Consider the following 24,045-nt stretch of genomic DNA (forward strand, 5'->3'; position numbering starts at 1 on the left):
TCGTCGTACTCAGGCCCGACGTTTGGTGGCGGAATCCATCCATACCGCCAGCAGTAATATCGCTCCCTTCACGATGTATTGCCAGAAGGTGGGTACGTCCATCATGCTCATACCGTTATCCAGCGAGGCCATAATAAACGCCCCCATTACTGCACCCGCTACGCTGCCGATCCCGCCTGCCAGGCTGGTGCCGCCAATCACGCAGGCGGCGATGGCGTCCAGTTCGGCGATATTCCCCGCAGAGGGTGAGCCAGCACCGAGGCGCGAGCTCAGGATCAGCCCGGCGATTGCCACCATCAAACCGTTAATGGCAAACACCGCCAGTTTGGTGCGTTCCACATTGATGCCAGAAAGGCGCGCCGCTTCCAGGTTGCCGCCGATGGCGTAAATACGTCGGCCAAAGGCGGTGCGGGTCGCCATAAACATCCCGGCCAGCAGCAGGAAAGCCAGCAGCAGAACCGGCGTCGGGACGCCGCGATAGTCATTCAACAACCAGATGGCGCCAAGCACAATGACCGCAATAATGGCCTGACGGCCAACGGCGGCGGTGGAGGCCGGTGTCGTCAGGCCGAGAGACTGCCGACGAAGGCGCCCGCGCCATTGCCACAGCACAAAGACCACCAGCCCCAGTAAGCCGACACCAAAGCCGACGCCATCGGGCAAATAGCTTTGACCGATTTGCGACATAGCTGCGCTGGTGGGGGAAACGGTGGTGCCGTTGGTGATGCCGATCAGCACGCCGCGAAATGCCAGCATCCCGGCGAGCGTGACAATGAACGACGGGACTTTGCGGTATGCCACCCACCAGCCATTCCACGCACCCAGCAGTAAACCGAGCACCAGTGTGACCGCCACGGTCAACGGCAGCGGCCAGCCGAGCCAGACATCGAAAATCGCCGCTGCGCCCCCCAACAGGCCCATCATTGAGCCAACGGAAAGGTCGATTTCGGCGGAAATAATCACAAACACCATGCCCACCGCCAGGATGCCGGTAATGGCGGTCTGACGCAGCAGGTTAGAGATATTGCGTGCGCTCAGGTAAGCGCCGTCGGTCATGCCGGTAAAGAACAGCATGATCACCACAATCGCCGCAATCATCACAAATACTTGCAAATTAAGGGATTTTAGCCCGGAGAAGACCCCCGGCGATGCGCTGGATAACTTGATTTCAGACGGGTTGCTTTTCGACATGATGTTCGCTCCTCAGCGCCGCTTCCATGACCTGCTCCTGGGTCAGATTACGATTGATAAGATCGGCCTTTAGCTTGCCTTCGTGCATCACCAGCACCCGATCGCTTAGCCCAAGCACTTCGGGCAGTTCAGATGAGATAACGATGACGGCAATCCCCTGCTGCACCAGTTGGTTAATCAGTTTGTAGATTTCGTACTTCGCGCCGATGTCGATGCCGCGCGTTGGCTCATCAAGGATGAGAATGCGCGGGTTGAGCAACAGACAGCGGGCAAGAATGGCTTTTTGCTGGTTTCCTCCGCTGAGGCGACCAATCGCCAGCTCTGGCGAGGAGGTTTTGACTTTCAGACGCTGTAAGGACTGCAAAATGCAGGCTTGTTCCGCGGCATCATCCAGGCTGCTTAACGCGCCGGTAAACTGGTTTAAGGCCGCCAGCGTAATGTTCTTGCCGACCGCCATCACCGGCACAATGCCATCTTTTTTACGATCTTCCGGCACCATGGCAATACCGTGAGCAATAGCCTGCTGGCAGTTAGAAATCTGCACTGGCTGACCGTCGAGGTAAATGCTGCCTTCCCAGCGCCCTGGCCAGACGCCAAACAGGCACTGCACCGCTTCGGTTCGGCCGGCGCCGACCAGCCCGGCGATACCGAGAATTTCGCCACGCTTCAGGCTAAAGGAGATGTCATTAACGCGTTTGATATGGCGGTTAACCGGATGCCAGGCAGTGAGGTGTTCGACCCGCAGGATCTCATCCCCTGTGGCATGAGGTTCATTAGGGTACAGCGCGGTCAGTTCGCGGCCGACCATCATGGTGATGATATCGTCCTCACTCATCCCGGCTGCGTCGCGCGTGCCGATGTGCTTACCGTCGCGAATCACGCTGATCACGTCCGATATCGCTTTGACCTCGTTGAGCTTGTGGGAAATATAGATACAGGCGATATCGTGATTGCGCAGATCGCGAATGATATCCAGCAGGATGGCGGTTTCCTGCTCGGTGAGCGAAGCGGTGGGCTCATCGAGGATCAACAGTCTTACTTGCTTGTTCAGCGCCTTGGCGATTTCCACCAGTTGCTGCTGCCCAAGGCCTAAATCTCCGACGCGGGTATCAGGCGAAATGGCAAGGCTGACCTGTTTGAGCAGTTTTTCACAGCGTAGCGTCATCAGGTCATAGTCCATTACGCCGTTACGGGTGATTTCCGTACCGAGAAAGATATTCTCCAGCACCGTCAGATGCTTCACCAGCGCCAGTTCCTGATGGATGATGGCAATGCCTTTGCGTTCGGTGTCGCGAATATGGGTGGCCTGCAGGGTTTCGCCCGAAAAGACGATCTCCCCTTCGTAGCTTCCCGCCGGATAGATCCCGCACAGCACTTTCATGAGTGTGGATTTGCCCGACCCATTTTCGCCGCACAGCGACAGCACCTCGCCCGCATTAAGCCGCAGGCTGACATTATCGATGGCTTTTACCGCGCCAAAGGCTTTGGTGATGTTCTTCATTTCGAGTAAATAAGGCATGGCTGCTCCACGTCATTCGCTGGTATTACAGCGCCCGAAAGAAATGGCGGAGGGCGCGCCTGTCAACGGAAACGGCGCGCCACCGTGGTCAGAGCTGATTCTTCTGATGGAAACCGTCTTTGATAACGGTCGCGTCGATGTTGTCTTTGGTCACCTCGATGGGGGTCAGCAGGCGAGCCGGAACATCTTTCAGGCCGTTATTCAGCGAAGCATCCGCCTTCGGTTGTTTGCCATTGCCCAGTTCGACGGCGATCTCCGCCGCCGTGTTGGCAAGTTGGGTAATCGGTTTGTAGACGGTCATGGTCTGGCTGCCGTTAATCAGGCGTTTCACCCCTGCCAGGTCGGCATCCTGGCCGGAGATCGCCACTTTGCCTGCCAGCCCCTGTGCGCTTAATGCCTGAATTGCGCCGCCTGCGGTCGCATCGTTAGAAGCAACCACTGCGTCTATTTTGTTGTTATTGGCGGTCAATGCGTTTTCCATTATTTTCAGCGCATTTTCCGGTAGCCAGCCATCGACCCACTGATCGCCGACGATTTTAATTTTCCCGCTATCGATATAGGGTTTTAATACTTTCATCTGCCCGGCGCGGAACAGCTTGGCGTTATTATCCACCGGCGAACCGCCCATCAGGAAGTAATTCCCCTGAGGGACTTTATTGACCAGGCTTTGCGCCTGTAATTCCCCCACTTTTTCATTATCGAAAGAAATATAGAAATCGATATCGGCATTATTAATCATGCGATCGTAAGCCAGTACTTTAATTCCTTCCTGCTTGGCTTCTTTCACGACATTACTTAATACCTGACCGTTGTAAGGAATAATGACCAGCACATCAACGCCACGGTTGATCATATTTTCAATTTGCGACATTTGTGTTTCTTCATTGCCGTTGGCGGACTGAACAAACACATTGGCGCCGAGCGATTCTGCTTTTTTAACAAAAATATCGCGATCTTTTTGCCAGCGTTCCAGACGGAGATCGTCAATCGCCATGCCGATTTTCACCTCTTTGGCATGACCGGCGACGCTTGCAAGCAGCAGGGAGGCGCAGAGAGTAAGGCAAAGGTTCTTTATCTTCATAATAGTAATACCTTTTGTAGGGTGGTGAGCGAGATAAAAGAAACATGCACTGCTTTGGACGAGCAAATTCTTAACGCATAATCTCAGGCTGGCAATTACAGATTTTTATCCGGGCATTACGTTTTTTGGTTTATTTCCTGATTTATGACCACGATCTTATTTTAAAAAAAGAAAAACCGATTTTGCATAAAAAACGGGAATACGCACCGCAGCGGTAACACACATTATTTTGCGAGCCAGCGCACGTTTGCGCATTCTCTCAATGGCAGTGTGAAATAACGTAATTGAGCAACGCAGCACGAGGACCCAGTATTAATGCAGACTTGAACACTCGAAGCATATCTGTCAATGGAGCTCATTATGCAAACCTATTTCGACCAGCTGGATCGCGTTCGTTATGAAGGACCGAAAACAGCCAATCCTTTAGCGTTCCGTCATTACAATCCGGATGAGTTAGTGCTTGGCAAGCGTATGGAAGATCACCTGCGTTTTGCTGCCTGCTACTGGCATACCTTCTGCTGGAATGGCGCGGATATGTTTGGCGTTGGCTCTTTTGACCGCCCGTGGCAGCAGCCGGGCGAGGCGCTGGCGCAGGCGAAGCGCAAAGCGGATGTTGCCTTTGAGTTTTTCCACAAGCTGAATGTGCCTTACTACTGTTTCCATGATGTGGACGTCTCCCCGGAAGGCGCGTCGCTGAAGGAATATCTGAACAATTTCGCGCAAATGGTGGATGTGCTGGGTGAAAAACAGCAACAAAGCGGCGTGAAACTGCTGTGGGGCACGGCGAACTGCTTCACCAATCCGCGCTATGGCGCAGGGGCGGCGACTAACCCGGACCCTGAGGTGTTTAGCTGGGCGGCGACGCAAGTGGTGAGCGCCATGAATGCGACCCACAAGCTCGGCGGCGAAAACTATGTGTTGTGGGGCGGTCGTGAAGGGTATGAAACCCTGCTCAATACCGATCTGCGCCAGGAGCGCGAACAGATTGGCCGCTTTATGCAGATGGTGGTCGAGCATAAACACAAAATCGGTTTCCGCGGTACGCTGCTTATTGAGCCGAAACCGCAGGAACCAACCAAGCATCAGTATGATTATGACGCCGCGACGGTGTATGGCTTCCTGAAACAGTTTGGTCTGGAGAAAGAGATTAAACTGAATATCGAAGCTAACCATGCCACGCTGGCGGGCCACTCCTTCCATCATGAAATCGCCACCGCCATTGCGCTGGGGCTGTTTGGCTCTGTGGATGCTAACCGCGGCGATGCGCAACTGGGCTGGGATACCGACCAGTTCCCGAACAGCGTCGAAGAGAACGCGCTGGTGATGTATGAAATCCTGAAAGCGGGCGGTTTCACCACCGGTGGGTTGAACTTCGATGCCAAAGTGCGTCGTCAGAGTACTGATAAGTACGATCTCTTCTACGGTCATATCGGCGCAATGGACACGATGGCGCTGGCGTTGAAAGTGGCGGCGCGGATGGTGGAAGACGGTGAGCTGGATAAACGCGTCGCGAAGCGTTATGCGGGCTGGAATGGTGAACTGGGCCAGCAAATTTTGCAGGGGCAGCTTAGCCTGGCGGAACTGGCGAAGTACGCTGAGCAGCAGAACCTGACGCCGCACCATCAGAGCGGTCATCAAGAACAGCTGGAAAACCTGGTCAATTACTACCTGTTCGATAAATAACTGGTGCTGCGCCGCAGGCAACGCGGCGCAGAACAAAAGGAGTGGTCACTATGTATATCGGGATCGATCTCGGCACCTCTGGCGTAAAGGCGATTCTGTTAAGCGAGCAGGGCGATGTGCTGGCTTCTCATACGGAAAAACTCAGCGTCTCGCGCCCGCATCCTCTTTGGTCGGAGCAGGATCCCGAACAGTGGTGGCAGGCAACGGACAGCGCGATTCAGGCGCTTGGCGCGGCGCATTCGCTGGCGCAGGTGAAAGCCATCGGCCTTGCCGGGCAGATGCATGGCGCAACGCTGCTGGATAGCGAAAACCGTGTACTGCGCCCGGCCATTTTGTGGAACGATGGTCGCTGCGCTGAAGAGTGCGCCTTACTGGAAGCGCAGGTGAAAAATTCCCGCGCCATTACCGGCAATCTGATGATGCCGGGTTTTACCGCGCCCAAGTTGCTGTGGGTGCAGCGCCACGAACCCGATATCTTTGCCAGGGTGGCGAAGGTCTTACTGCCAAAAGATTACCTGCGCCTGCGTATGGCTGGCGTATTTGCCAGCGATATGTCCGACGCGGCGGGAACGATGTGGCTGGATGTGGCAAAGCGTGACTGGAGTGATGAGATGCTCGCCGCCTGTCACTTATCCCGCACGCAAATGCCCGCGTTGTTTGAAGGCTGCGAAATAACCGGTGAACTGCTGCCGGAAGTCGCACGGCGCTGGGCCATGCCGGTTGTGCCGGTCGTGGCGGGCGGTGGTGATAATGCCGCAGGCGCGGTGGGGGTGGGCATGGCGGATGCCGGTCAGGCGATGCTGTCGCTCGGCACCTCCGGCGTCTATTTTGCCGTGAGTGAAGGCTTCCTCAGCAAACCGGAAAGCGCGGTTCACAGTTTTTGCCATGCCCTTCCGGGGCGCTGGCACCTGATGTCGGTGATGCTTAGCGCGGCATCCTGTCTGGATTGGGCGGCGAAGTTGACGGGGTTAGGGTCGGTTCCGGCGCTGATTAGCGCGGCGGAACAGGCAGACGATAACGCTGGCGACCTGTGGTTCTTACCCTACCTTTCCGGGGAACGCACCCCGCATAATAACCCGCAGGCGAAAGGCGTGTTCTTTGGTTTGACTCATCAGCATGGGCAAGGTGAACTGGCCCGCGCGGTGCTCGAAGGCGTCGGGTATGCGCTGGCGGATGGCATGGATGTGGTGCACTCCTGCGGCGTAGCGCCGCAAAGCATTACGCTAATCGGCGGTGGCGCACGTAGCGCCTGGTGGCGGCAAATGCTGGCAAACATCAGCGGGTTGCAGCTTGATTATCGCACCGGCGGCGATGTCGGTCCGGCGCTGGGAGCGGCAAAACTGGCGCAAATCGCCATTAACCCGCACACGCCGCTGGCAACGCTTCTGCCGCAGCTTCCCATTGAGCAGCAACATACGCCGGATGCCGCGCGTCATGCCCACTACGCCTCACGGCGGGAGACCTTCCGGCGCATCTATCAGCAATTGCTGCCATTGATGTCGTAACTTCTGCGCCTGCCGTGATGGTGGGCCTGAATCAACATGACGTTGTCCTTTTTTGGTCTTAGCAGACAGGAAACTCCTTGCCAGAATGGTATTACACCCACTGAGCAAGGAGTCCTGAAATGTCACGCACCGCCCTTATCAACATCGACACTCAGCAATCTTTTTTCCACCGCGACTACTGGCAGGAGAGTGATTTCCCTGCTTTTCAGCAAGCCATTCTGGCGCTGATCGACGGTTGTCAGGCACGCGGTGTCCCGGTGGTGGATATTTTCCATGTGTCCGACAGTGGCCCGTTTTCTCTCGATAGCGGCTTTGTGGCACCGATGCCGTTTTTACAGCATCAGCCAGCGGTCACCTTCTACAAACATGTGCATAATGCGTTTACCGATACCGGCCTGGATTACTGGCTGCGCACGCGTGATATCAATCATCTGATTATTTGTGGGCTCCGCACCGAGCAGTGTTGCGAAACCACCGCACGCGTGGCGTCGGATCTGGGCTATCGTGTGACGTTCGTCAGCGAAGCGACACTGACCTTCCCGATGACGCATAAAGGCATTACGCTTGACTGTAACGCGCTGCGCCACCGCACGGAAACCGTGCTGGAAGGCCGCTTTGCCGCCATTAAAACCGTTGACGAGATACTGGAACGCTGATGACCACTGATGTCTGGTTTGTAATGTTACCCGGTGTACTGGCGCTGGATATGACTGGCCCGGCGGAGACCTTTGCGCTGGCCGATGCGTTTCGCCTGCACTACATCGGGCCGGAAGTGGAGGTGCCAACCTCCATCGGCCTGACGATGGGCAATATTGCGCCACTGCCGGAGACGCTGCCGGAAGGAAGCCTGCTGGTGCTGCCTGGGGTGTTCGACTCCTCGCGTTTCTTCGATACCCCGCAGGCAGACCTGGTGCGTCACTGGCTGATGCGCATACAACCGCTGATCCACAGCCAGAAAATCACCCTGATGTGTGTCTGTTCCGGTTCCGTGCTGGCGGCAAAAGCCGGGCTGTTGAATGGCATTCAGTGCACCACTCACCATGATGTGATTGCGCGTCTGCGTGCGGTCGCCCCCGCCGCACAGGTCAAAGAAAACCGTATTTTCATCGAAGATCGCAGCATCTGGACCAGCGCGGGCATTACCTCGGGTATCGATCTGGCGTTGCATCTGATTAACCGGCTAAGCGGGCCGGAAGCGGCGCTGGCGGTGGCGCGGGAAATGGTGGTCTGGTTCCGCCGCTCCGGCGACGATCCGCAGATTTCACCGTGGCTGCGTTACCGCAACCACCTGCATCCGGCTATCCACCGGGCGCAGGATGCGCTGACGGCTGAGCCGCAGCGGGCGTGGCAACTGGCAGAGATCGCCGGGCGGGCGCATGTCAGCCCGCGTCATTTAACGCGTCTGTTTCAGCAGCATCTGGGGATCAGCGTTCGCGACTATCTGGAGCAACTCAGGCTGGTCATTGCCGAACAGTGGCTATTGCAGGGGCATGGCGCGGAGCAGGCTGCGCTGGCGGCCGGGTTCTCCTCCCCGCGCCAGTTACACCGTGCGCGGGCGCGGGGGGTTTAACTAACCAAACGGCGTCTGTCGATGCGTTGCACCAGCATCGAGAGCGCGAGACTCGCCAGTAGCGTGGCGGTGAAGATCCACACAATGTCGAGCAGCGGCCAGCGTTGCAGCTCGATACCGCGGGTGCGTAGCGCGTGGATAATCAGCGCATGAAAGCCGTAAATCCCCAGAGAATGATGCGAAATGAGCGTTAAGCCGGGTAACGTGCGGTTGTTCAGCGTATTTTTGACCACTGTAAACAGGGCGATAGCACACAGAAACACCATCGGGCCGCAGTAGAGATACCAGGTGTCGGCGAAATTCCCGCGCCATTTCAGCTCGTGTAGCGTCCCGCGTGAAATCACCCACACCGCCAGGACGAACAGGGCCGCACTAGCCCAAGTGAGCGCGCGTCGTTGCGTGTGCATCATGCCAATTGCGCGCCCCAGCATACCGTAGAGGATGTAGTAGAAGGTGTCGCCGCCGATATAGAGATTGATCGGCAACCACCGAAACCCGTCGACTTTCTGCGCCACAGTATTGGGGTTCGCCACAATACCCAGCACCACCACCAGCGCCAGCAGCATCCCGCCGCTGACCGCTTTCACCTGAATCAGCGGTGAAACGAGATACATCACGATAATCGCAAAGAAAAACCACAGGTGATAAAACACCGGCTTTTGCAGCAGATACTTCAACGATAACTCACTGTTAATAGAAGTAAAAAGCACGATATAGAGCAGCGCAATAGCACTGTAAAACAGCAGGCAGAGAGCGATGCGTAAGAAGTGACGCGGCTGTGCGCTACGTTCGCCGAAAAAGAGGTAGCCGGAGATCATAAAAAACAGCGGTACGCTAACACGAGAAGCCGAGTTCAGGAGATTGGCAACACCCCAGTCGAAAGTGGTCACACTGCCAGGATTGGTGATGTACCAGGTGGTGGTATGGATCAGCACCACCATCAGACAGGCTATCCCTCGCAGATTATCTATCCAGTAAATTTTCGACTGCATCTGTTCCTCTGGTTCCATTAAATACTCTCTGACTCGCGGTTGTTTCGCCTGTCGCGTTGGATAATTCCGAGTTTTCCCGTTAGCGCTTGTGCAGTTTTCCACAGATTTGCAAAAATTGTGTTTCCTGACCTTTAAAAATAACAGCCTGCGAACAGGGCGGTAATAAAAATGATGAAGCGTTTCGCCCTGATACTTGTGCTGTTGTTAGCTGGATGCAGCGCATCCCAGGATATTCCCGTACAGAAAGCGCAAAAAGCAAAACCCGGACCCTTACACTCGCTGGAAATGGAGCAACTGTGTCGGCAAAACGCCGCGCATCGCTACAACACCGGCGCGCAGCAGATTGATGTGACCGGTTTTGAACAGTTCCAGGGCAGCTATGAGATGCGCGGCGTAACGCCCCGCCGTGAAGCATTTGTCTGCGCTTTTGATTCGGAAGGCCAATTTTTACACCTTTCGATGCGCTAATCAGGCTGGCAACGGCCTTATCCTCTCCGTTTTCCCCAATTTTCCTTAAACAGGTCCGTTTCGTACTGTATATCTTGCAGCCAGCGGGTATACTGGGCGCTTCCTTTAAATCCACACGTATCCAGCACGAAATAATATGCAAAAGTTTGATACCAGGACCTTTCAGGGCCTGATCCTGACCTTACAGGATTACTGGGCTCGCCAGGGCTGCACCATTGTTCAACCTCTGGACATGGAAGTCGGCGCCGGCACCTCCCATCCGATGACCTGTCTGCGCGCATTAGGGCCTGAACCTATGGCCACCGCGTATGTGCAGCCTTCCCGCCGTCCGACTGACGGGCGCTACGGCGAAAACCCGAACCGCTTACAGCACTATTACCAGTTCCAGGTGGTGATTAAACCCTCTCCGGACAACATCCAGGAGCTGTATCTCGGGTCGTTGAAAGAGCTGGGTATGGACCCGACCATTCACGATATTCGTTTCGTGGAAGATAACTGGGAAAACCCGACGCTGGGCGCCTGGGGACTCGGCTGGGAAGTGTGGCTCAACGGCATGGAAGTGACACAGTTCACTTACTTCCAGCAGGTTGGCGGTCTTGAGTGCAAACCGGTGACCGGCGAAATTACCTACGGTCTGGAACGTCTGGCGATGTACATTCAGGGCGTAGACAGCGTTTACGACCTGGTCTGGAGCGACGGCCCGCTGGGTAAAACCACCTACGGCGACGTGTTCCATCAGAACGAAGTGGAGCAGTCCACTTACAACTTCGAATATGCGGATGTCGACTTCCTGTTCACCTGCTTTGAGCAGTATGAAAAAGAAGCACAGCAACTGCTGGCACTGGAAAACCCGCTGCCGCTGCCTGCTTACGAGCGCATTCTGAAAGCCGCCCATAGCTTCAACCTGCTGGATGCGCGTAAAGCCATCTCCGTGACGGAACGTCAGCGCTACATTTTGCGCATCCGCACGCTGACCAAAGCAGTCGCTGAAGCGTATTACGCTTCCCGTGAAGCCCTTGGCTTCCCGATGTGCAACAGAAACAAATAAGAGGCGGCCATGTCTGAAAAAACTTTCCTGGTGGAAATCGGCACCGAAGAGCTGCCACCAAAAGCACTGCGCAGCCTGGCCGAGTCCTTCGCTGCCAACTTTACTGCGGAGCTGGATGCGGCGGGTGTTGCGCACGGTGATGTCCAGTGGTTTGCCGCGCCGCGCCGTCTGGCGCTGAAAGTGGCGAAACTGGCTGCGTCGCAGCCGGATCGCGAAGTCGAAAAACGCGGCCCGGCGATTGCACAAGCGTTTGATGCTGAAGGTAAACCGAGCAAAGCCGCCGAAGGCTGGGCGCGCGGTTGTGGCATCACGGTTGATCAGGCCGAGCGTCTGAGCACCGACAAAGGCGAATGGTTGCTCTATCGCGCGCATGTTAAGGGTGAAAGCGTGGAAACGCTGCTGCCGAATATGGTGGCGACCTCCCTTGGCAAACTGCCGATCCCGAAACTGATGCGCTGGGGTGCGTCTGACGTTCACTTCGTGCGTCCGGTACATACCGTGACTCTGCTGCTGGGCGACACCGTGGTGCCTGCGACGATTCTGGGCATTTCCTCCGATCGCGTGATCCGTGGCCACCGCTTTATGGGTGAGCCGGAGTTCACCATCGATAACGCCGATCAGTATCCGCAAATCCTGCTGGAGCGTGGCAAAGTCGTTGCTGACTACGCGGCGCGTAAAGCCAAAATCAAAGCGGATGCCGAAGACGCAGCGCGTAAAATCGGCGGTAATGCCGATCTGAGCGACAGCCTGCTGGAAGAAGTCACTTCGCTGGTTGAGTGGCCAGTGGTACTGACCGCGAAATTTGAAGAGAAATTCCTCGCCGTTCCGGCGGAAGCGCTGGTTTACACCATGAAGGGTGACCAGAAGTACTTCCCGGTCTATGGTAACGACGGCAAACTGCTGCCTAACTTTATCTTTGTGGCCAACATTGAGTCGAAAGATCCGCAGCAGATTATCTCCGGTAACGAGAAAGTGGTGCGTCCGCGTCTGGCGGATGCTGAGTTCTTCTTCAATACCGACCGCAAAAAACGTCTGGAAGATCATCTGCCGCGTCTGCAAACCGTGCTGTTCCAGCAGCAACTGGGTACGCTGCGCGACAAGACCGATCGCATTCAGGCGCTGGCGGGCTGGATTGCCGCACAGACGGGCGCGGATGTGAATCATGCCACCCGCGCGGGCCTGCTCTCCAAATGTGACCTGATGACCAACATGGTGTTTGAGTTTACGGACACCCAGGGCGTGATGGGCATGCACTATGCACGTCACGACGGCGAAGCGGAAGATGTTGCCGTTGCGCTGAACGAGCAGTACCAGCCGCGTTTTGCCGGTGATGAACTGCCGTCCAACCCGATTGCCTGTGCGCTGGCGATCGCCGATAAGATGGACACCCTGGCGGGTATCTTTGGTATCGGGCAGCATCCGAAAGGCGACAAAGACCCGTTCGCACTGCGCCGTGCTGCACTGGGCGTGCTGCGTATTCTCGTCGAGAAGAACCTGAATCTGGATCTGCAAACCCTGACCGAAGAAGCGGTGCGTCTGTATGGCGACAAGCTGACCAACGCCAACGTGGTCGATGATGTGATCGACTTTATGCTGGGCCGTTTCCGTGCCTGGTATCAGGACGAAGGTTACAGCGTTGATACCATCCAGGCGGTGCTGGCGCGTCGTCCGACCAAACCGGCGGACTTCGATGCGCGCATGAAAGCGGTGTCTCACTTCCGTACGCTGGAGGAAGCTGCCGCGCTGGCCGCTGCCAACAAGCGTGTTTCCAACATTCTGGCGAAGTCCGATGAAACGCTGAACGATACTGTTCACGCTTCGGTACTGAAAGAAGCGGCGGAAATCAAGCTGGCGGGTAACCTGGTCGTTCTGCGCGATAAACTGCAACCGTACTTTGCGGAAGGCCGTTATCAGGAAGCGCTGATCGAACTGGCGGCACTGCGCGAGCCGGTGGATGAGTTCTTTGAGCAGGTGATGGTTAACGCCGACGATAAAGACGTGCGTATCAACCGCCTGACGCTGCTGGCGAAGTTGCGCGAACTGTTCCTGCAGGTTGCGGATATTTCTCTGCTGCAGTAACGGTCACCGTCATAAAAAACCCGCTTCTGGCGGGTTTTTTTATGCTGCTGATTCAGGCGTGAGGCGGGATTTCCCCACCCGTTACGCGGGTGTACGGAGAGAACTTCCTGAAGGTGGTTTTGACGCGCACGGTATTACGTCCGGCGCGTTTCGCTTCGTACAACGCGTTATCCGCACTCTGGATCAACTGGCCATATTCCGCATGGTTTTTCTGGCAATGGCTGGCGACGCCGATGCTGACGCTCACTATGCCGTCAGGCGCATTAGCGTGGGGTAAGTCCAGTTGCTGTACGCTGGTGCGCAGTTTCTCGGCGATCTCCACCGCATCGGCTGAGCGTGTTTCCGGCAACAGCGCGCAGAACTCCTCGCCGCCGTAGCGGAATAAGATGTCGCCCGGGTTTTGCAGTGCGCAGCGCATGGCATTCGCCACTTTTTGCAGGCACTCGTCGCCGCGCTGGTGACCATAACAGTCGTTGTAGAGTTTGAAGAAGTCGACATCAATCAACAGCAGCGATAACGACTTGTTATTGCGTTTGCTGGCCCGCCACTCTCTCTCAATGCAGAGATCGAAATAGCGCCGGTTACCCACACCGGTCAGACCATCAGACAGGGATTGCGCCAGCAGTTCGTGCGCCTGATCGCGCAACAGGGATTCACGGCGAACGGCGGCACTGACATCAACAATCTGAATCAGGCAGTAGCGCTCTTCATCACCCAGCGGAACAATAGTGACGGCCTGACTCAGGCGCGCGCCGGGTCGGGCGGGCTCGGCGTAGAGCGGGAAAGGTGAACGGTGCAAAGACTGGGAAAGCAGTGAAGATAAATTGTGACTGATTGCCTGACGGATAGCATCACCGACGCGGTGATACTCTAAGTCCGGGAATACACTAAAAAAATCCTCGCCGGTGGTGTCACTGGCCGCATAACCCGTGTGCGCTTCTAACCACGCGTTCCACAGGGTTATACGGTAGTGCGCATCAACAATGATCACACCGAGGCTGAGGGCTGAAAATGCATCCAACAACAACTTATCTTTCATGATCATTGCATTCCGTTTGGAACACTGCCGGATTCTAAGCGGCTGATATAAAGCCGGATTTGCTCGCGTAAGTCACGCAGCGCAGACATATCAAGAATAAACGCCAGATACCCCTGGATTTGCTGGCGCTCGAGTGAAAAATCGATGCGCAACATCATGACCAGCGGATCGCTGTCGTCCTTGTTCGGGTTGAGGATCTGCTTGCTGCTGCCAACCCGCACGACGGGCAGCGATCCTTGCAGCTCTTTCTGGAACATGTTGGCCAGCGTTCCCACACAGGCATTGAGCACGATATTGCCTATCTCGCTCATGGCTTCACGTTCCATCTCCCCCAGCTCATGGGCGGGGATCATGTCGCCCACCATCATGCGTACAATTTCAAAACTGGCCGCTTCCGGAAACATCAGTATCGCTTCGGTGGCGTACGCGCCCTCGTAATGCTGGCTGATGCCGAACAACGATATTCCTGCACCCAACTCATCTGCGGCTTCAGAGCGAGGGGCGAAGCGGATTGTAGGGACAGACATGCGCACTTCTTCATTGACGATATTGCTCATCGCGGCGGCGGCATGACCGACGCCAATGTTGAAGATCTCCATCAGGCTGTCAGATTCGATTTCGCTGATATCCGGCAATTCGCTCATCACTGTGTCTCCAGGCTATTCAATAACTCATGGAGCTGGGGCTCTTTCAGCGGTTTTGACAGAAAACCGAGGCCAAGTTCTTCCGCAGCGGCTTGTATCGAGTGCTGAACATTCGCCGTTAACAGAACAATGTGCGTTTCAGGGTGGGTTTTGCGAATGCGTGATGCGGTTTCAATGCCGCCGATACCGGGCATATTCACATCCAGCAGGATTAGCCAGGGGTGATTCGCCGACGCCAGTTCGATAGCTTCTTCTCCGGTGCCAGCTTCATCGATTTTCCAGTCGCTATGCAGGTTCGTTATATATTGTCGTGAAATCATTCGTGACAGGCGGCTGTCATCAACAATCAGAACATATCTGGACATCATTCATTCTCTTTCAATGGCCATTGCCGCAACCGCAGCGCAATGCGCCGACCTGGGGTAACTCTCTTCCCTGATGAATGACTTTGTACGATCCAACAGGTTAATGCTTGCAGCACAACCCTTTGCCTGGTCGTTCCCTTTCTGAAGCGGAGCGCCAGGATGACACGCACGGCCTGCTACTTTCAGTTAAGTCACATTACTCATCGGCAAAAAGATGCAAATAATTAGCCCCTTTAAGACGAGTGGTGAAAATTTAATCTTGAAGGGGGGGGCGGCGTGTGGCTATGCTTAGCCCCGACGAACTTCTCGTCTCACTGGAGCGCACCCGGAAAATGAACAAACACAACTGATGAATCCGTATCCTTGCGACATGCGATGGCATGTGCGGGGGAGTTTTTGATTTCATTCAGGAGTGTTTATGGCTCATTGTGCGCAGCCCTCTGCTTTTATTCTGCACCAGCTCACCTGCCAGTTTGCGACAGGCGAGACGCTTTTTGGCCCCTTCAATATGTCGCTTGAACCTTCATTGTGCGGTCTGGTAGGCCGTAACGGTGCCGGTAAAACGCAGCTATTACGCATGCTGGCGGGTCTGGAAACACCGACTTCCGGGCATATCGAGCGTGTTGGTTCACTGGCATTTGTTGCCCAACAACAGGATATTTCTTGTACTACCACGCTCGCGGACCTGCTCGGTTATGGTGAGGTTTTTGCCGCCCGTCTGCGGGTGGAAAGCGGTGAGTATCGACCTGATGACCTCGAAAGTCTGGACGGCTTTTGGGATCTACAGGAACGCCTGACAGCGGCATTTGCCGAAGCCAGCCTGCCTGTGTTTGAACCCGATCGCTATGCCATCACGCTAAGCGGTGGCGAGCGTATGCGTGCATTGCTCTGCGGTGCGTTGATGGCTGATGCCGATTATCTGCTGCTTGATGAGCCGACCAATCATCTCGACAGAGCCGGGCGTGAGTGGTTTTACGCGTGTTTATCCCGGCGACGTGGCGGCGCGTTGGTCGCCACCCATGATCGGGAGTTGCTGGCATTGATGCCCCGCATTCTGGAGCTGTCGCCGGCAGGATTGCGCAGCTATGGCGGAAATTATGCGGATTACCAACGCCAGCGGGAGAGCGAGCAGCAAGCGGCCCGGGCCTTGTTGGAACATGCTGTCGCTGAGCGTCGGCGTACCCGCAGCCGACAGCAACGCGAGCATGATGCCAGCCAGCGTCGTTCGGCACAGACCTTACGTACGGTAGACACGCTGAATATCGCGTCGTTTGAGCGGGTAAAATACAAGAACGCGGCGAAAGAGCGCCCCGGCAGTTGGCGTAAACAGCACCGTGAACAAAACGATGCGCTCAACACCGCGGTTAACCAGGCGCGAGAGCGGGTGATGGAAGAAACGCCGGTGCTGTTCACGCTACCGGGCAGCCATCTCGTGGAGGGGAAACAGGTGTTGGTGATGGAGGATCTGGTATTGCCGTATGCTGAACTTCCGCCGCTGAACTGGCGTATGGATGGGCCGATGCGTGTTGCCGTACGCGGACCCAATGGCTGCGGCAAATCAACCCTGTTAAAGCTGATCCTGGGCGAACTGGCTCCGTTGTCTGGCAAATGCCAGCTTTCGGTTGTTCCCGCTTACCTTGACCAGCATTTGTCGCAGTTGGATCTCACGCAATCGGTAATGGCACACCTGAGCCTCGATGACACACCGCTGGATGAGGGGGCATTGCGTACCCGTCTGGCGCAGCTTCAGCTTGGCGCGGATAAAGTGACGCTGCCGCTGGCAGCGCTCAGTGGCGGGGAGCGTTTGAAAGCGGCGCTGGCCTGCGTGTTATGGCGTCGTGAGACGACGCAGCTATTACTGTTGGATGAACCGACAAACCATCTCGATTTGACCTCAACGCAGGCGATTGAAGCCGCACTGTCGACCTTTCCCGGCGCGATGCTGGTGGTATCACATGATGAGGCGTTTCTTCAGGGATTAACGCTAACGCATTCGTTAACGTGGCGGGAAACCGGGTGGTATTGCGAAGGGAGTTGAGGTGGACGTAAACCCCCGACCAGGCGGGGGTTGTGTCATCCTGAAATCATTCAATTAATTGTTTGCTTAGTGTTGGATTTGCATGGATAAGACGCATCAATTTCATTTCGGTAGCGGTGGGTTTTACGCGTCTGGATTCCCACTCCTGGACCATCGCCACACTGACTCCCATTGCACGTGCGAAATCATCAATTTTCAACCCGGTTCCCCGGCGTAATTGTTCAAACTCGTTAAAGGAATTCGGCTTTTGGCTCAGGATAACCGCCTGCGTTATCTCTTTTTTAAAAACAATCTGTTCCAGACTACTCAGCAGTTCAACCATAGGATCTTTATATTCCATTGAGAACTCCTCTTAAAATCACACTGCGGGATCGTGATACATCTCGTTAAGGATAGTCGGGAAAAATCCTGGTGTGTGGCGGCCGCAGTGATTAATCGTGCGGTAAATGCGTTTTGATGCGACTGAAATGCATCTTCAGGCACTTTTTTTCCGCTTAATTGCTTGATTCCTCAGATGCTGAATGCAGATAGTTTTTTTTTGTAAATCGTCAGCGAAAAGTTGCATGAAGGCGATTGCGTTGCAAAGCGTATGAAAACGTCATCCGGTGGGGTTTTTCCTCCCGGGAATGAAAGGAAAGGGTATCTTGCGACGCTGACCTGGACTATCCTTGTAAGCCACTGGCACACGGGTGCCGATGTGCGCTTTTTTGGGTGAAAGGAGTAATGAAATGGCGACAGGAAAGTCCTGCTCTCGCTGGTTTGCGCCTCTTGCGGCGTTATTAATGGTAGTTAGCCTGAGTGGGTGTTTCGACAAAGAAGGCGATCAGCGCAAGGCGTTTATCGATTTCCTGCAAAATACCGCGATGCGGAGCAGCGAACGTCTGCCAGCCCTGACTGCGGATCAGAAAAAACAGTTTGGCCCGTTTGTGTCCGATTATGCGGTCATTTACGGCTATTCCCAGCAGGTCAATCAGGCGATGGACTCGGGTCTGCGCCCGGTGGTGGACAGCGTTAACGCCATTCGCGTACCGCAGGATTATATGACGCAGCGCGAGCCGCTCCGTCAGGCCAATGGTTCTCTTGGCGTGCTGAGCCAGCAACTGCAAAACGCAAAAATGCAGGCGGATGCGTCACATGCGGCGTTGAAACAGGCCGACGATCTGAAGCCGGTTTACGATCAGGTGTTTACCAAAGTGGTGACCAACCCGGCTAACGCGCTGCAACCGCTGATCCCGGCGGCGCAGATCTTCACGCAGCAACTGGTGCAGGTGGGGGATTTCATTGCCCAGCAGAATAACCAGGTGAGCTTTGTCGCCAACGGTATTCAGTTCCCGACCTCCCAGCAGGCCAGCCAGTATAATGCGCTGATTGGTCCTCTGGCGGCGCAGCATCAGGCCTTTACTCAGGCCTGGACCGCGACCGTAAACGCTACCCAGCAGTAAGCCGGGCAGGCAAAAAAAAGAGGCGCAATAGCGCCTCTTTTTTATTGTGCATCCGGCAGGGCGTTAACGCGCCGCCTGCGGGTTTACACAGTTTTTTTCCACCTTGCCATTCAGCGCGTCAATCAGGTTATCCACCGCGCAGGCCGCCATATTGTAGCGTGTCTCGTGAGTTGCCGAGCCAATGTGCGGCAGCGCCACCACATTCGGCAGCGACAGTAACGGTGAGTCTTTCGGCAACGGCTCTTTTTCGAAAACGTCCAGACCAGCGGCCAGGATCTCGTCGTTGTGCAGCGCGTCCACCAGCGCAGCTTCATCAACGACCGGCCCACGGCCTGCGTTAATGAAAATGGCGGATTTTTTCATCATCGCGAACTGCTTCTCGCCAATCAGGTGATGCGTCTCTTCTGTGAGCGGCAGTACCACGCAGACAAAGTCGGACTCTTTCAGTACCGTTTCCAGGTCGCAATAGCGCGCCTGAAAGCGTTCTTCCGCTTCCGTATGATGGCGGCGGGCATTATAGAGAATCGGCATACCGAAGCCGAAATGCGCGCGCTGCGCCAGTGCCAGGCCAATACGGCCCATCCCGATAATCCCCAGGGTTTTGTGGTGCACATCCACGCCAAACCAGTCAGGACCGATGCCGGAGGTCCACTCGCCCATTTTTACGCGTTCAGCCACTTCCACCACGCGCCGGGCGCTGCTCAGCACCAGCGCCATAATGGTGTCGGCAACGGTTTCCGTCAGCACGGTGGGCGTGTGCATGAGCACAATGTTACGTGCGTTCAGCGCATCCACATCAACGTTGTCATAGCCCACGGAAATGGTCGATGTTGCCCGCAGTTGCGGCATCTTCTCCAGCAGCGCCTGGTTCACTTTTTCACTGGAACCCAGCAGGCCTTGCGCACTGGCGAACGCGTCGGCGAACTGCGCGACGGTTTCTGGCTTCAGATTCGGTACGCGAGTGACGGCAAAGTGCGTTTCCAGGCGTTGTTGCAGAACATCGGGCAAGGCTTTATACAGGATGACGGACGGCTTCATGCGGTTCTCCCTTGTGGTGATGCGCCTGCCTGAATCACGGTATTGTTAGCAGGCTTAACAATTAAAGTAAGCCACACAGAGGCGAAAAGCGCTACCCCCATGAAAATGTACGAAGCGGCCGGGCTGCCAGTGGCGCCGTTCAGATAACCCACGAACCACGAGCCGCAGAAGGAGCCCAGCGCACCCATGCTGTTGATGAGCGCCATCGCTCCGCCGGCGACATTGCGCGGCAGCATCTCCGGAATAATGGCGAAGAAGGGCCCGTAAGGGGCATACATCGCCGCCCCAGCGATAACCAACAGGGTGTAGGAGATCCAGAAATGGTTCGCCCCTACCGCCCAGGAGCCAATAAAGGCAAAGGCGGCAATCAGCAGTAATGGCCAGACGAACAGCTTACGGTTTTGCAGCTTGTCCGATGCCCATGAGGCGAGGAGCATCGCCAGCGTCGCCGCCAGATAAGGCACCGCGGAGAGCCAGCCTACTTCGACCATGCCCAGGTTTTCACCGCCGCTGCGAATAATCGATGGCAGCCACAGCACAAAACCGTATACACCGATACTCCAGGCAAAATATTGCAGGCACAGCAGCACCACATTGCGGGAACGGAACGCTTCACCGTAGTTGCGAACGGCTTTGATGCCTTGCTGTTCTTTATCAAGCTGCGCCTGAAGCGCGGCTTTTTCATCCCCGGAAAGCCAGGTGGCCTGCGCAGGTTTATCTTTCACCAGCACCCACCAGCAAAAAGCCCAGATCACCGCCGGAATGCCTTCAATAATAAACATTTCGCGCCAGCCAAAAGACTGGATCAGATAGCCGGAAACCACCGACATCCACAGCACCGTCACCGGGTTACCGAGGATCAGGAACGTATTGGCGCGCGAGCGCTCCGATTTGGTAAACCAGTTGCTGATATAAATCAGCATCGCTGGCATTACCGCCGCTTCCACCACGCCGAGAATAAAGCGGATGGCGGCCAGCATCGGAATGTTGCTTACCATCCCGGTAAGCGAGGCGCAGCCGCCCCATAAAATCAGGCAGATAAAAATCAGTTTGCGTACGCTGCGGCGCTCTGCATAGACCGCGCCGGGGATCTGGAAAAAGAAATAGCCGAGGAAAAAGAGGGCGCCAAGCAGTGAAGAGACGCCTTTGGTGATACCCAAATCGTCATTAATTCCGGCGGCGGAGGCGAAGCTGAAATTCGCCCGATCGAGATAGGCCAGACTGTAGGTGATAAACACAATCGGCATGATGTACAGCCAGCGTTTGGAAGCATTAGTCGCATTATTCATAATATTGCCTCTGGGGTTGAGGTTGCTTGCCGTCTGTATGTAGGGTACAGAGCGGTAGTAAGTTGCGATAAAACGGGCGCTAACGTTATAACGCCCTGAGCTGTTCACGCGTTGGCAATCCCTCGCTGTCTCCCGGTACCTGTATTGCCAGCGCGCCGATGGCATTACCCCGGCGTACGGCATCAGGCAGGGATTTCCCTTCCAGCAGAGCGCTGATCACGCCCACAGCGAAGCCATCTCCGGCACCGACGGTGTCCACCACGTTTTCCACTTTTACCGGCGCGATCGCTCCCTGTTCGCCGCTGGCGGTTTTAAACCACGCGCCATCCGCCCCGGTCTTGATCACCACCGCCTTTACGCCGTGTTGCAGGTAGAAGTCAGCGATACCTTCAGGGGTGCGCTGCCCGGTGAGAACGATGCCCTCTTTCAGCCCTGGCAGCACCCAGTCGGCCTGAAAAGCGAGATGGTTCAGCTTCGTTACCATTTCCGCCTCGCTGCGCCACAGCACCGGGCGCAGATTGGGATCAAACGAGATGCTCTTACCCTGCGCTTTCATGCTCTGCGCGGCATGGTCCAGCAATGCATACGAGGTGGCCGACAACGCCGCCGCGACCCCGCTCAGATGCAGATGACGAGCCTGGCTAAAGGCCGCGGCATGAAAATCCTCTGGCGACAGATGACTGGCGGCGGAGCCTTTACGGAAATACTCCACAATGGGATCGGTTCCATTTTCAGCTTTAGATTTCAACTGAAAACCCGTTGCGTAGCGCCCATCAAGGGTCACACCGGTGCTATCGATCCCCTCTTTACGCAGCGTGTTGAGAATAAAATGGCCAAAGCTGTCATCGCCAACGCGACTGACCCAGCTCACCTTTAACCCGAGCCGCGCCAGCCCGGTCGCGACATTCAGCTCCGCACCGGCCGCGCGTTTAATAAACTGCGTCGCATCAGCAAGATTGCCGGTTTCGGTGGCGACAAACATCGCCATCGCTTCACCGATGGTGATCACATCCAACGGGCTATGCATGGCGTGGCTCCTCACGTAATAAATTGACGTAATAACGGGTGACATCGAGGGGGGAATCCCCGGTAAGCGGGAATTCAATACCGCGCGGCGCATCAGCGGGTAAGGCATTAAGCAGGGCTAACCAGCGTGGGTCGGCCTGGTCCGGCGGCACGGCACGGAAACGTTCGCCATCGGCCACGGCGGCTTTGACATGGATATAGCTGACGGCGGGAGCAAGCTGGCGGGCGGCCTGCTCCGGCGCATCTCCTGCCCACAACCAGTTGCCGGTATCAAAGGTCAGCGTGACCGGTAAAGCCTGCGCCTGGCAGGCAGACTGAAAGCGTTGCATTGCTGCCAGCGTACCGCATGCTGTTTGATCGTTTTCCACCACCAATGCAACCCCGCTGCTCGCCAGCCAGTCGCCCAACGTTGCCAGCACGGCGCTGTCCTGAAAATAACCGAGCGAGACTTTCAGCCACAACGCGTTCAGCAAACGTGTTTCTTCCAGCAGCGCGGGTAAACAGGGATTGAGCGACCCATCCGCCAGGCACAGCGGTTCGGGGACGGAATAACAGGCCTGCAGATGGTTGACTTCGACGGCGAACGCCAGCGAAGGCAGATGCGCCAGCTCCTCGTCGCTCAGCAGTTCACGGCGGATTTCCACGCCGTCGGCACCGGCATTGGCGATAATTGGCAGGACGGCAATCTGCCCACCCTGCGCGTGAAGGTAGTCATGGCCGTAGGCGGTGGTGACGACGATAATTTTTCTTGGCATAGTCCGGCTCCAGGCATCGACATGGCGTTATCTGCCTTTAACGCTAGATGGAACCGGTTCCAAAGAAAAGGTCACAATGGCGAAATTATGATCGTCATCACGAAGGTTGTTAGCGGGAGGTGGAGCCGCGAACGATCAGTTCGCCGGAGAAAACCTGTTCGCGCACCGTATCGCTGTGGCCCTCAATACGCCGTACCACCTGCTCTACAGCAGCATAACCGATTTGCCAGGTCGGCTGTTTGAGGGTGGTGATACCCACGCCCGCCAGCTCGGCCCACTCCAGTTCGTCAAAGCCGAGCAGACCGATATCGCTGCCCCAGTTCAGACCGATGCGCTTCAACGAGCGGGCAACCTGTAGGGTAAGCGCGCCATTGGCGGAGATGATCGCTTTACGCATTCCCCGGTGGCTGGCATGAAACTGGCGCAGGGTATTGTCCATTTGCGCGGCTTCATGCAGCGGCGTTTCGGCGTTTTCCGCCACCATGCCTGGGTAGCGGGCGAGGGTGGTGCGAAAGGCGCTCAGCCGCTCGCGGCGTGTGTTCACGGTGCCCAGCGGTTCGCTCAGAAACAGCAACGCTTCAAAACCCTGTTCAATCAGATGCTCGGTCGCGGTGGTGGCGGCTTGCGTGTTATCCAGCCCGACCACATCGCAGGCAAAGTCAGGGATTTTGCGATCGATTAACACCATCGGTAGCGACGATTGTTGCAGGCGATTCAGCCCCTCTTCACGCATCCCCACGGCGTTGACCACAATGCCTTCTACCTGGTAACTGCGCAGAAGATCGAGATAGTGCAGTTCCTGATCCACCTCGTTGTTGGTGTTACACACCAGCGGGGTGAACCCCTTTTCGCGGCACGCTGCTTCGATGCCGCTTAACACGTGCACGGAATAGGGATTGGTGATATCGGCGATGATCAGACCGATAAGGCGCGTGCGCCCGCGCTTCAGTCCGCGCGCCATCAGGCTTGGGCGGTAATCCAGCTCGGCGATTGCCTGTTCAATTCGCGCCAGCAGATCGGCGGAAAGCAGGTGTTTTTCACCGTTCAGATAGCGGGAAATGCTGGTTTTGCCCGTTTTCGCTGCTTTCGCGACATCGCTGATGGTGGCGCGCGTCGTTTTCGCCATGATTGCTTCCCTCGCCATGAACGTGAATATGTGCCCACACCTTAGCGCGAAATGGCGGGCAATCAAGCACTAAGATAATCTCTGCACGCTGCTTATCACCTGCAGTGAGGGCGTCATGACGTTTAATTCTTTGCTATCTCGCCGCCG

At 56.0% G+C, this 24,045-nt stretch carries 22 protein-coding genes; 9 read left to right on the forward strand and 13 right to left on the reverse strand.

Going from position 1 to position 24,045, the window contains the following annotated elements; translation table 11 throughout:
* Window positions 1-9: 9 nt before the first annotated feature.
* The 3 genes from xylH to xylF all read right to left on the reverse strand — a co-directional run bounded on the left by xylH (window position 10) and on the right by xylF (window position 3,791).
* Window positions 10-1,191: a xylose ABC transporter permease XylH gene (gene xylH, locus ACQ3G7_RS23605; protein ID WP_263098830.1), complete on the reverse strand. Its 1,182-nt coding sequence runs from the start codon at window positions 1,189-1,191 to the stop codon at window positions 10-12.
* Window positions 1,169-2,710 carry a xylose ABC transporter ATP-binding protein gene (locus tag ACQ3G7_RS23610; RefSeq protein ID WP_263098831.1) on the reverse strand — a complete coding sequence of 514 codons (1,542 nt, stop codon included), beginning with the start codon at window positions 2,708-2,710 and terminating at the stop codon, window positions 1,169-1,171. Before ACQ3G7_RS23610 ends, xylH begins: the two co-directional genes overlap by 23 nt.
* An 88-nt stretch (window positions 2,711-2,798) precedes the next feature.
* A complete protein-coding gene (gene xylF, locus ACQ3G7_RS23615) occupies window positions 2,799-3,791 on the reverse strand; it encodes a D-xylose ABC transporter substrate-binding protein (protein WP_430892607.1) in 993 nt (330 codons plus the stop codon).
* A gap of 360 nt (window positions 3,792-4,151) precedes the next feature.
* Between xylF and xylA the strand changes: the two genes are divergently transcribed.
* The 4 genes from xylA to ACQ3G7_RS23635 all read left to right on the forward strand — a co-directional run bounded on the left by xylA (window position 4,152) and on the right by ACQ3G7_RS23635 (window position 8,549).
* Window positions 4,152-5,474, forward strand: coding sequence for a xylose isomerase (gene xylA, locus ACQ3G7_RS23620; RefSeq protein ID WP_430892609.1), 1,323 nt, complete (start codon window positions 4,152-4,154; stop codon window positions 5,472-5,474).
* A gap of 50 nt (window positions 5,475-5,524) precedes the next feature.
* Window positions 5,525-6,979, forward strand: a complete 1,455-nt coding sequence (gene xylB / locus ACQ3G7_RS23625; RefSeq protein WP_430892611.1) for a xylulokinase — start codon at window positions 5,525-5,527, stop codon at window positions 6,977-6,979.
* Between the two features lie 119 nt (window positions 6,980-7,098).
* On the forward strand, window positions 7,099-7,635 hold the full coding sequence (locus ACQ3G7_RS23630; protein ID WP_430892613.1) for an isochorismatase family protein: 537 nt from the start codon (window positions 7,099-7,101) through the stop codon (window positions 7,633-7,635).
* The gene (locus tag ACQ3G7_RS23635) at window positions 7,635-8,549 is read left to right on the forward strand and encodes a GlxA family transcriptional regulator (RefSeq protein ID WP_430892615.1); all 915 of its coding nucleotides are present in this window, start codon (window positions 7,635-7,637) and stop codon (window positions 8,547-8,549) included. Before ACQ3G7_RS23630 ends, ACQ3G7_RS23635 begins: the two co-directional genes overlap by 1 nt.
* Here ACQ3G7_RS23635 and ACQ3G7_RS23640 read toward each other — a convergent pair.
* A complete protein-coding gene (locus ACQ3G7_RS23640; protein ID WP_430892617.1) occupies window positions 8,546-9,541 on the reverse strand; it encodes an acyltransferase in 996 nt (331 codons plus the stop codon). The two genes, ACQ3G7_RS23635 and ACQ3G7_RS23640, sit on opposite strands and share 4 nt — an antisense overlap.
* Window positions 9,542-9,709: 168 nt before the next feature.
* On the opposite strand from ACQ3G7_RS23640, the gene ACQ3G7_RS23645 reads away from it, so the two are divergent.
* The 3 genes from ACQ3G7_RS23645 to glyS all read left to right on the forward strand — a co-directional run bounded on the left by ACQ3G7_RS23645 (window position 9,710) and on the right by glyS (window position 13,136).
* Window positions 9,710-10,009, forward strand: coding sequence for a YsaB family lipoprotein (locus tag ACQ3G7_RS23645; RefSeq protein WP_430892619.1), 300 nt, complete (start codon window positions 9,710-9,712; stop codon window positions 10,007-10,009).
* 136 nt (window positions 10,010-10,145) lie between these two features.
* Window positions 10,146-11,057: a glycine--tRNA ligase subunit alpha gene (glyQ, locus tag ACQ3G7_RS23650; protein ID WP_061492551.1), complete on the forward strand. Its 912-nt coding sequence runs from the start codon at window positions 10,146-10,148 to the stop codon at window positions 11,055-11,057.
* A gap of 9 nt (window positions 11,058-11,066) precedes the next feature.
* Complete coding sequence (glyS, locus tag ACQ3G7_RS23655) at window positions 11,067-13,136, forward strand: glycine--tRNA ligase subunit beta (protein ID WP_430892621.1); 2,070 nt, start codon at window positions 11,067-11,069, stop codon at window positions 13,134-13,136.
* Between the two features lie 52 nt (window positions 13,137-13,188).
* Here the strand turns inward: glyS and ACQ3G7_RS23660 are convergent, their stop codons facing one another.
* Genes ACQ3G7_RS23660 through ACQ3G7_RS23670 form a run of 3 tightly spaced genes read right to left on the reverse strand, consistent with a single transcriptional unit; the run spans window position 13,189 to window position 15,187 of the window.
* The gene (locus tag ACQ3G7_RS23660; RefSeq protein ID WP_430892623.1) at window positions 13,189-14,175 is read right to left on the reverse strand and encodes a diguanylate cyclase; all 987 of its coding nucleotides are present in this window, start codon (window positions 14,173-14,175) and stop codon (window positions 13,189-13,191) included.
* Between the two features lie 2 nt (window positions 14,176-14,177).
* Entirely contained in the window at window positions 14,178-14,819 is a 642-nt protein-coding gene (locus ACQ3G7_RS23665) for a chemotaxis protein CheC (protein WP_263098841.1), read from the reverse strand.
* On the reverse strand, window positions 14,819-15,187 hold the full coding sequence (locus ACQ3G7_RS23670; protein ID WP_263098842.1) for a response regulator: 369 nt from the start codon (window positions 15,185-15,187) through the stop codon (window positions 14,819-14,821). Before ACQ3G7_RS23670 ends, ACQ3G7_RS23665 begins: the two co-directional genes overlap by 1 nt.
* 415 nt (window positions 15,188-15,602) lie before the next feature.
* On the opposite strand from ACQ3G7_RS23670, the gene ACQ3G7_RS23675 reads away from it, so the two are divergent.
* Entirely contained in the window at window positions 15,603-17,222 is a 1,620-nt protein-coding gene (locus ACQ3G7_RS23675) for an ABC-F family ATP-binding cassette domain-containing protein (RefSeq protein WP_430892626.1), read from the forward strand.
* 46 nt (window positions 17,223-17,268) lie between these two features.
* Here ACQ3G7_RS23675 and ACQ3G7_RS23680 read toward each other — a convergent pair whose 3' ends face one another.
* On the reverse strand, window positions 17,269-17,562 hold the full coding sequence (locus ACQ3G7_RS23680) for an HTH-type transcriptional regulator (protein ID WP_061492556.1): 294 nt from the start codon (window positions 17,560-17,562) through the stop codon (window positions 17,269-17,271).
* A gap of 388 nt (window positions 17,563-17,950) precedes the next feature.
* Between ACQ3G7_RS23680 and ACQ3G7_RS23685 the strand changes: the two genes are divergently transcribed.
* Window positions 17,951-18,664, forward strand: a complete 714-nt coding sequence (locus ACQ3G7_RS23685; RefSeq protein ID WP_263098844.1) for a DUF3053 domain-containing protein — start codon at window positions 17,951-17,953, stop codon at window positions 18,662-18,664.
* A gap of 63 nt (window positions 18,665-18,727) precedes the next feature.
* Here the strand turns inward: ACQ3G7_RS23685 and ghrB are convergent, their stop codons facing one another.
* From ghrB to ACQ3G7_RS23710, 5 genes are all read right to left on the reverse strand, one after another.
* The gene (ghrB, locus tag ACQ3G7_RS23690) at window positions 18,728-19,702 is read right to left on the reverse strand and encodes a glyoxylate/hydroxypyruvate reductase GhrB (protein WP_430892628.1); all 975 of its coding nucleotides are present in this window, start codon (window positions 19,700-19,702) and stop codon (window positions 18,728-18,730) included.
* Entirely contained in the window at window positions 19,699-20,991 is a 1,293-nt protein-coding gene (locus ACQ3G7_RS23695) for an MFS transporter (RefSeq protein WP_430892630.1), read from the reverse strand. Before ACQ3G7_RS23695 ends, ghrB begins: the two co-directional genes overlap by 4 nt.
* 85 nt (window positions 20,992-21,076) lie before the next feature.
* The gene (locus tag ACQ3G7_RS23700; RefSeq protein WP_430892632.1) at window positions 21,077-22,018 is read right to left on the reverse strand and encodes a sugar kinase; all 942 of its coding nucleotides are present in this window, start codon (window positions 22,016-22,018) and stop codon (window positions 21,077-21,079) included.
* Entirely contained in the window at window positions 22,011-22,772 is a 762-nt protein-coding gene (locus ACQ3G7_RS23705) for a sugar phosphate isomerase/epimerase family protein (protein WP_430892634.1), read from the reverse strand. The genes ACQ3G7_RS23700 and ACQ3G7_RS23705 overlap by 8 nt, the downstream gene beginning before the upstream one ends.
* Window positions 22,773-22,881: 109 nt before the next feature.
* Window positions 22,882-23,898: a LacI family DNA-binding transcriptional regulator gene (locus tag ACQ3G7_RS23710; RefSeq protein ID WP_430892636.1), complete on the reverse strand. Its 1,017-nt coding sequence runs from the start codon at window positions 23,896-23,898 to the stop codon at window positions 22,882-22,884.
* Between the last annotated feature and the right edge of the window lie 147 nt (window positions 23,899-24,045).

It is taken from the genome of Kosakonia sp. N21 (assembly GCF_050587465.1).
In the GTDB taxonomy this organism is placed as follows: Bacteria; Pseudomonadota; Gammaproteobacteria; order Enterobacterales; family Enterobacteriaceae.

Bases quoted from the DNA above. Each gene is read 5' to 3' on its own strand.
- xylH (WP_263098830.1), bottom strand. From the start codon at position 1,191: ATGTCGAAAAGCAACCCGTCTGAAATCAAGTTATCCAGCGCATCGCCG.
- ACQ3G7_RS23610 (WP_263098831.1), bottom strand. From the start codon at position 2,710: ATGCCTTATTTACTCGAAATGAAGAACATCACCAAAGCCTTTGGCGCG.
- xylF (WP_430892607.1), bottom strand. From the start codon at position 3,791: ATGAAGATAAAGAACCTTTGCCTTACTCTCTGCGCCTCCCTGCTGCTT.
- xylA (WP_430892609.1), top strand. From the start codon at position 4,152: ATGCAAACCTATTTCGACCAGCTGGATCGCGTTCGTTATGAAGGACCG.
- xylB (WP_430892611.1), top strand. From the start codon at position 5,525: ATGTATATCGGGATCGATCTCGGCACCTCTGGCGTAAAGGCGATTCTG.
- ACQ3G7_RS23630 (WP_430892613.1), top strand. From the start codon at position 7,099: ATGTCACGCACCGCCCTTATCAACATCGACACTCAGCAATCTTTTTTC.
- ACQ3G7_RS23635 (WP_430892615.1), top strand. From the start codon at position 7,635: ATGACCACTGATGTCTGGTTTGTAATGTTACCCGGTGTACTGGCGCTG.
- ACQ3G7_RS23640 (WP_430892617.1), bottom strand. From the start codon at position 9,541: ATGCAGTCGAAAATTTACTGGATAGATAATCTGCGAGGGATAGCCTGT.
- ACQ3G7_RS23645 (WP_430892619.1), top strand. From the start codon at position 9,710: ATGATGAAGCGTTTCGCCCTGATACTTGTGCTGTTGTTAGCTGGATGC.
- glyQ (WP_061492551.1), top strand. From the start codon at position 10,146: ATGCAAAAGTTTGATACCAGGACCTTTCAGGGCCTGATCCTGACCTTA.
- glyS (WP_430892621.1), top strand. From the start codon at position 11,067: ATGTCTGAAAAAACTTTCCTGGTGGAAATCGGCACCGAAGAGCTGCCA.
- ACQ3G7_RS23660 (WP_430892623.1), bottom strand. From the start codon at position 14,175: ATGAAAGATAAGTTGTTGTTGGATGCATTTTCAGCCCTCAGCCTCGGT.
- ACQ3G7_RS23665 (WP_263098841.1), bottom strand. From the start codon at position 14,819: ATGAGCGAATTGCCGGATATCAGCGAAATCGAATCTGACAGCCTGATG.
- ACQ3G7_RS23670 (WP_263098842.1), bottom strand. From the start codon at position 15,187: ATGATGTCCAGATATGTTCTGATTGTTGATGACAGCCGCCTGTCACGA.
- ACQ3G7_RS23675 (WP_430892626.1), top strand. From the start codon at position 15,603: ATGGCTCATTGTGCGCAGCCCTCTGCTTTTATTCTGCACCAGCTCACC.
- ACQ3G7_RS23680 (WP_061492556.1), bottom strand. From the start codon at position 17,562: ATGGAATATAAAGATCCTATGGTTGAACTGCTGAGTAGTCTGGAACAG.
- ACQ3G7_RS23685 (WP_263098844.1), top strand. From the start codon at position 17,951: ATGGCGACAGGAAAGTCCTGCTCTCGCTGGTTTGCGCCTCTTGCGGCG.
- ghrB (WP_430892628.1), bottom strand. From the start codon at position 19,702: ATGAAGCCGTCCGTCATCCTGTATAAAGCCTTGCCCGATGTTCTGCAA.
- ACQ3G7_RS23695 (WP_430892630.1), bottom strand. From the start codon at position 20,991: ATGAATAATGCGACTAATGCTTCCAAACGCTGGCTGTACATCATGCCG.
- ACQ3G7_RS23700 (WP_430892632.1), bottom strand. From the start codon at position 22,018: ATGCATAGCCCGTTGGATGTGATCACCATCGGTGAAGCGATGGCGATG.
- ACQ3G7_RS23705 (WP_430892634.1), bottom strand. From the start codon at position 22,772: ATGCCAAGAAAAATTATCGTCGTCACCACCGCCTACGGCCATGACTAC.
- ACQ3G7_RS23710 (WP_430892636.1), bottom strand. From the start codon at position 23,898: ATGGCGAAAACGACGCGCGCCACCATCAGCGATGTCGCGAAAGCAGCG.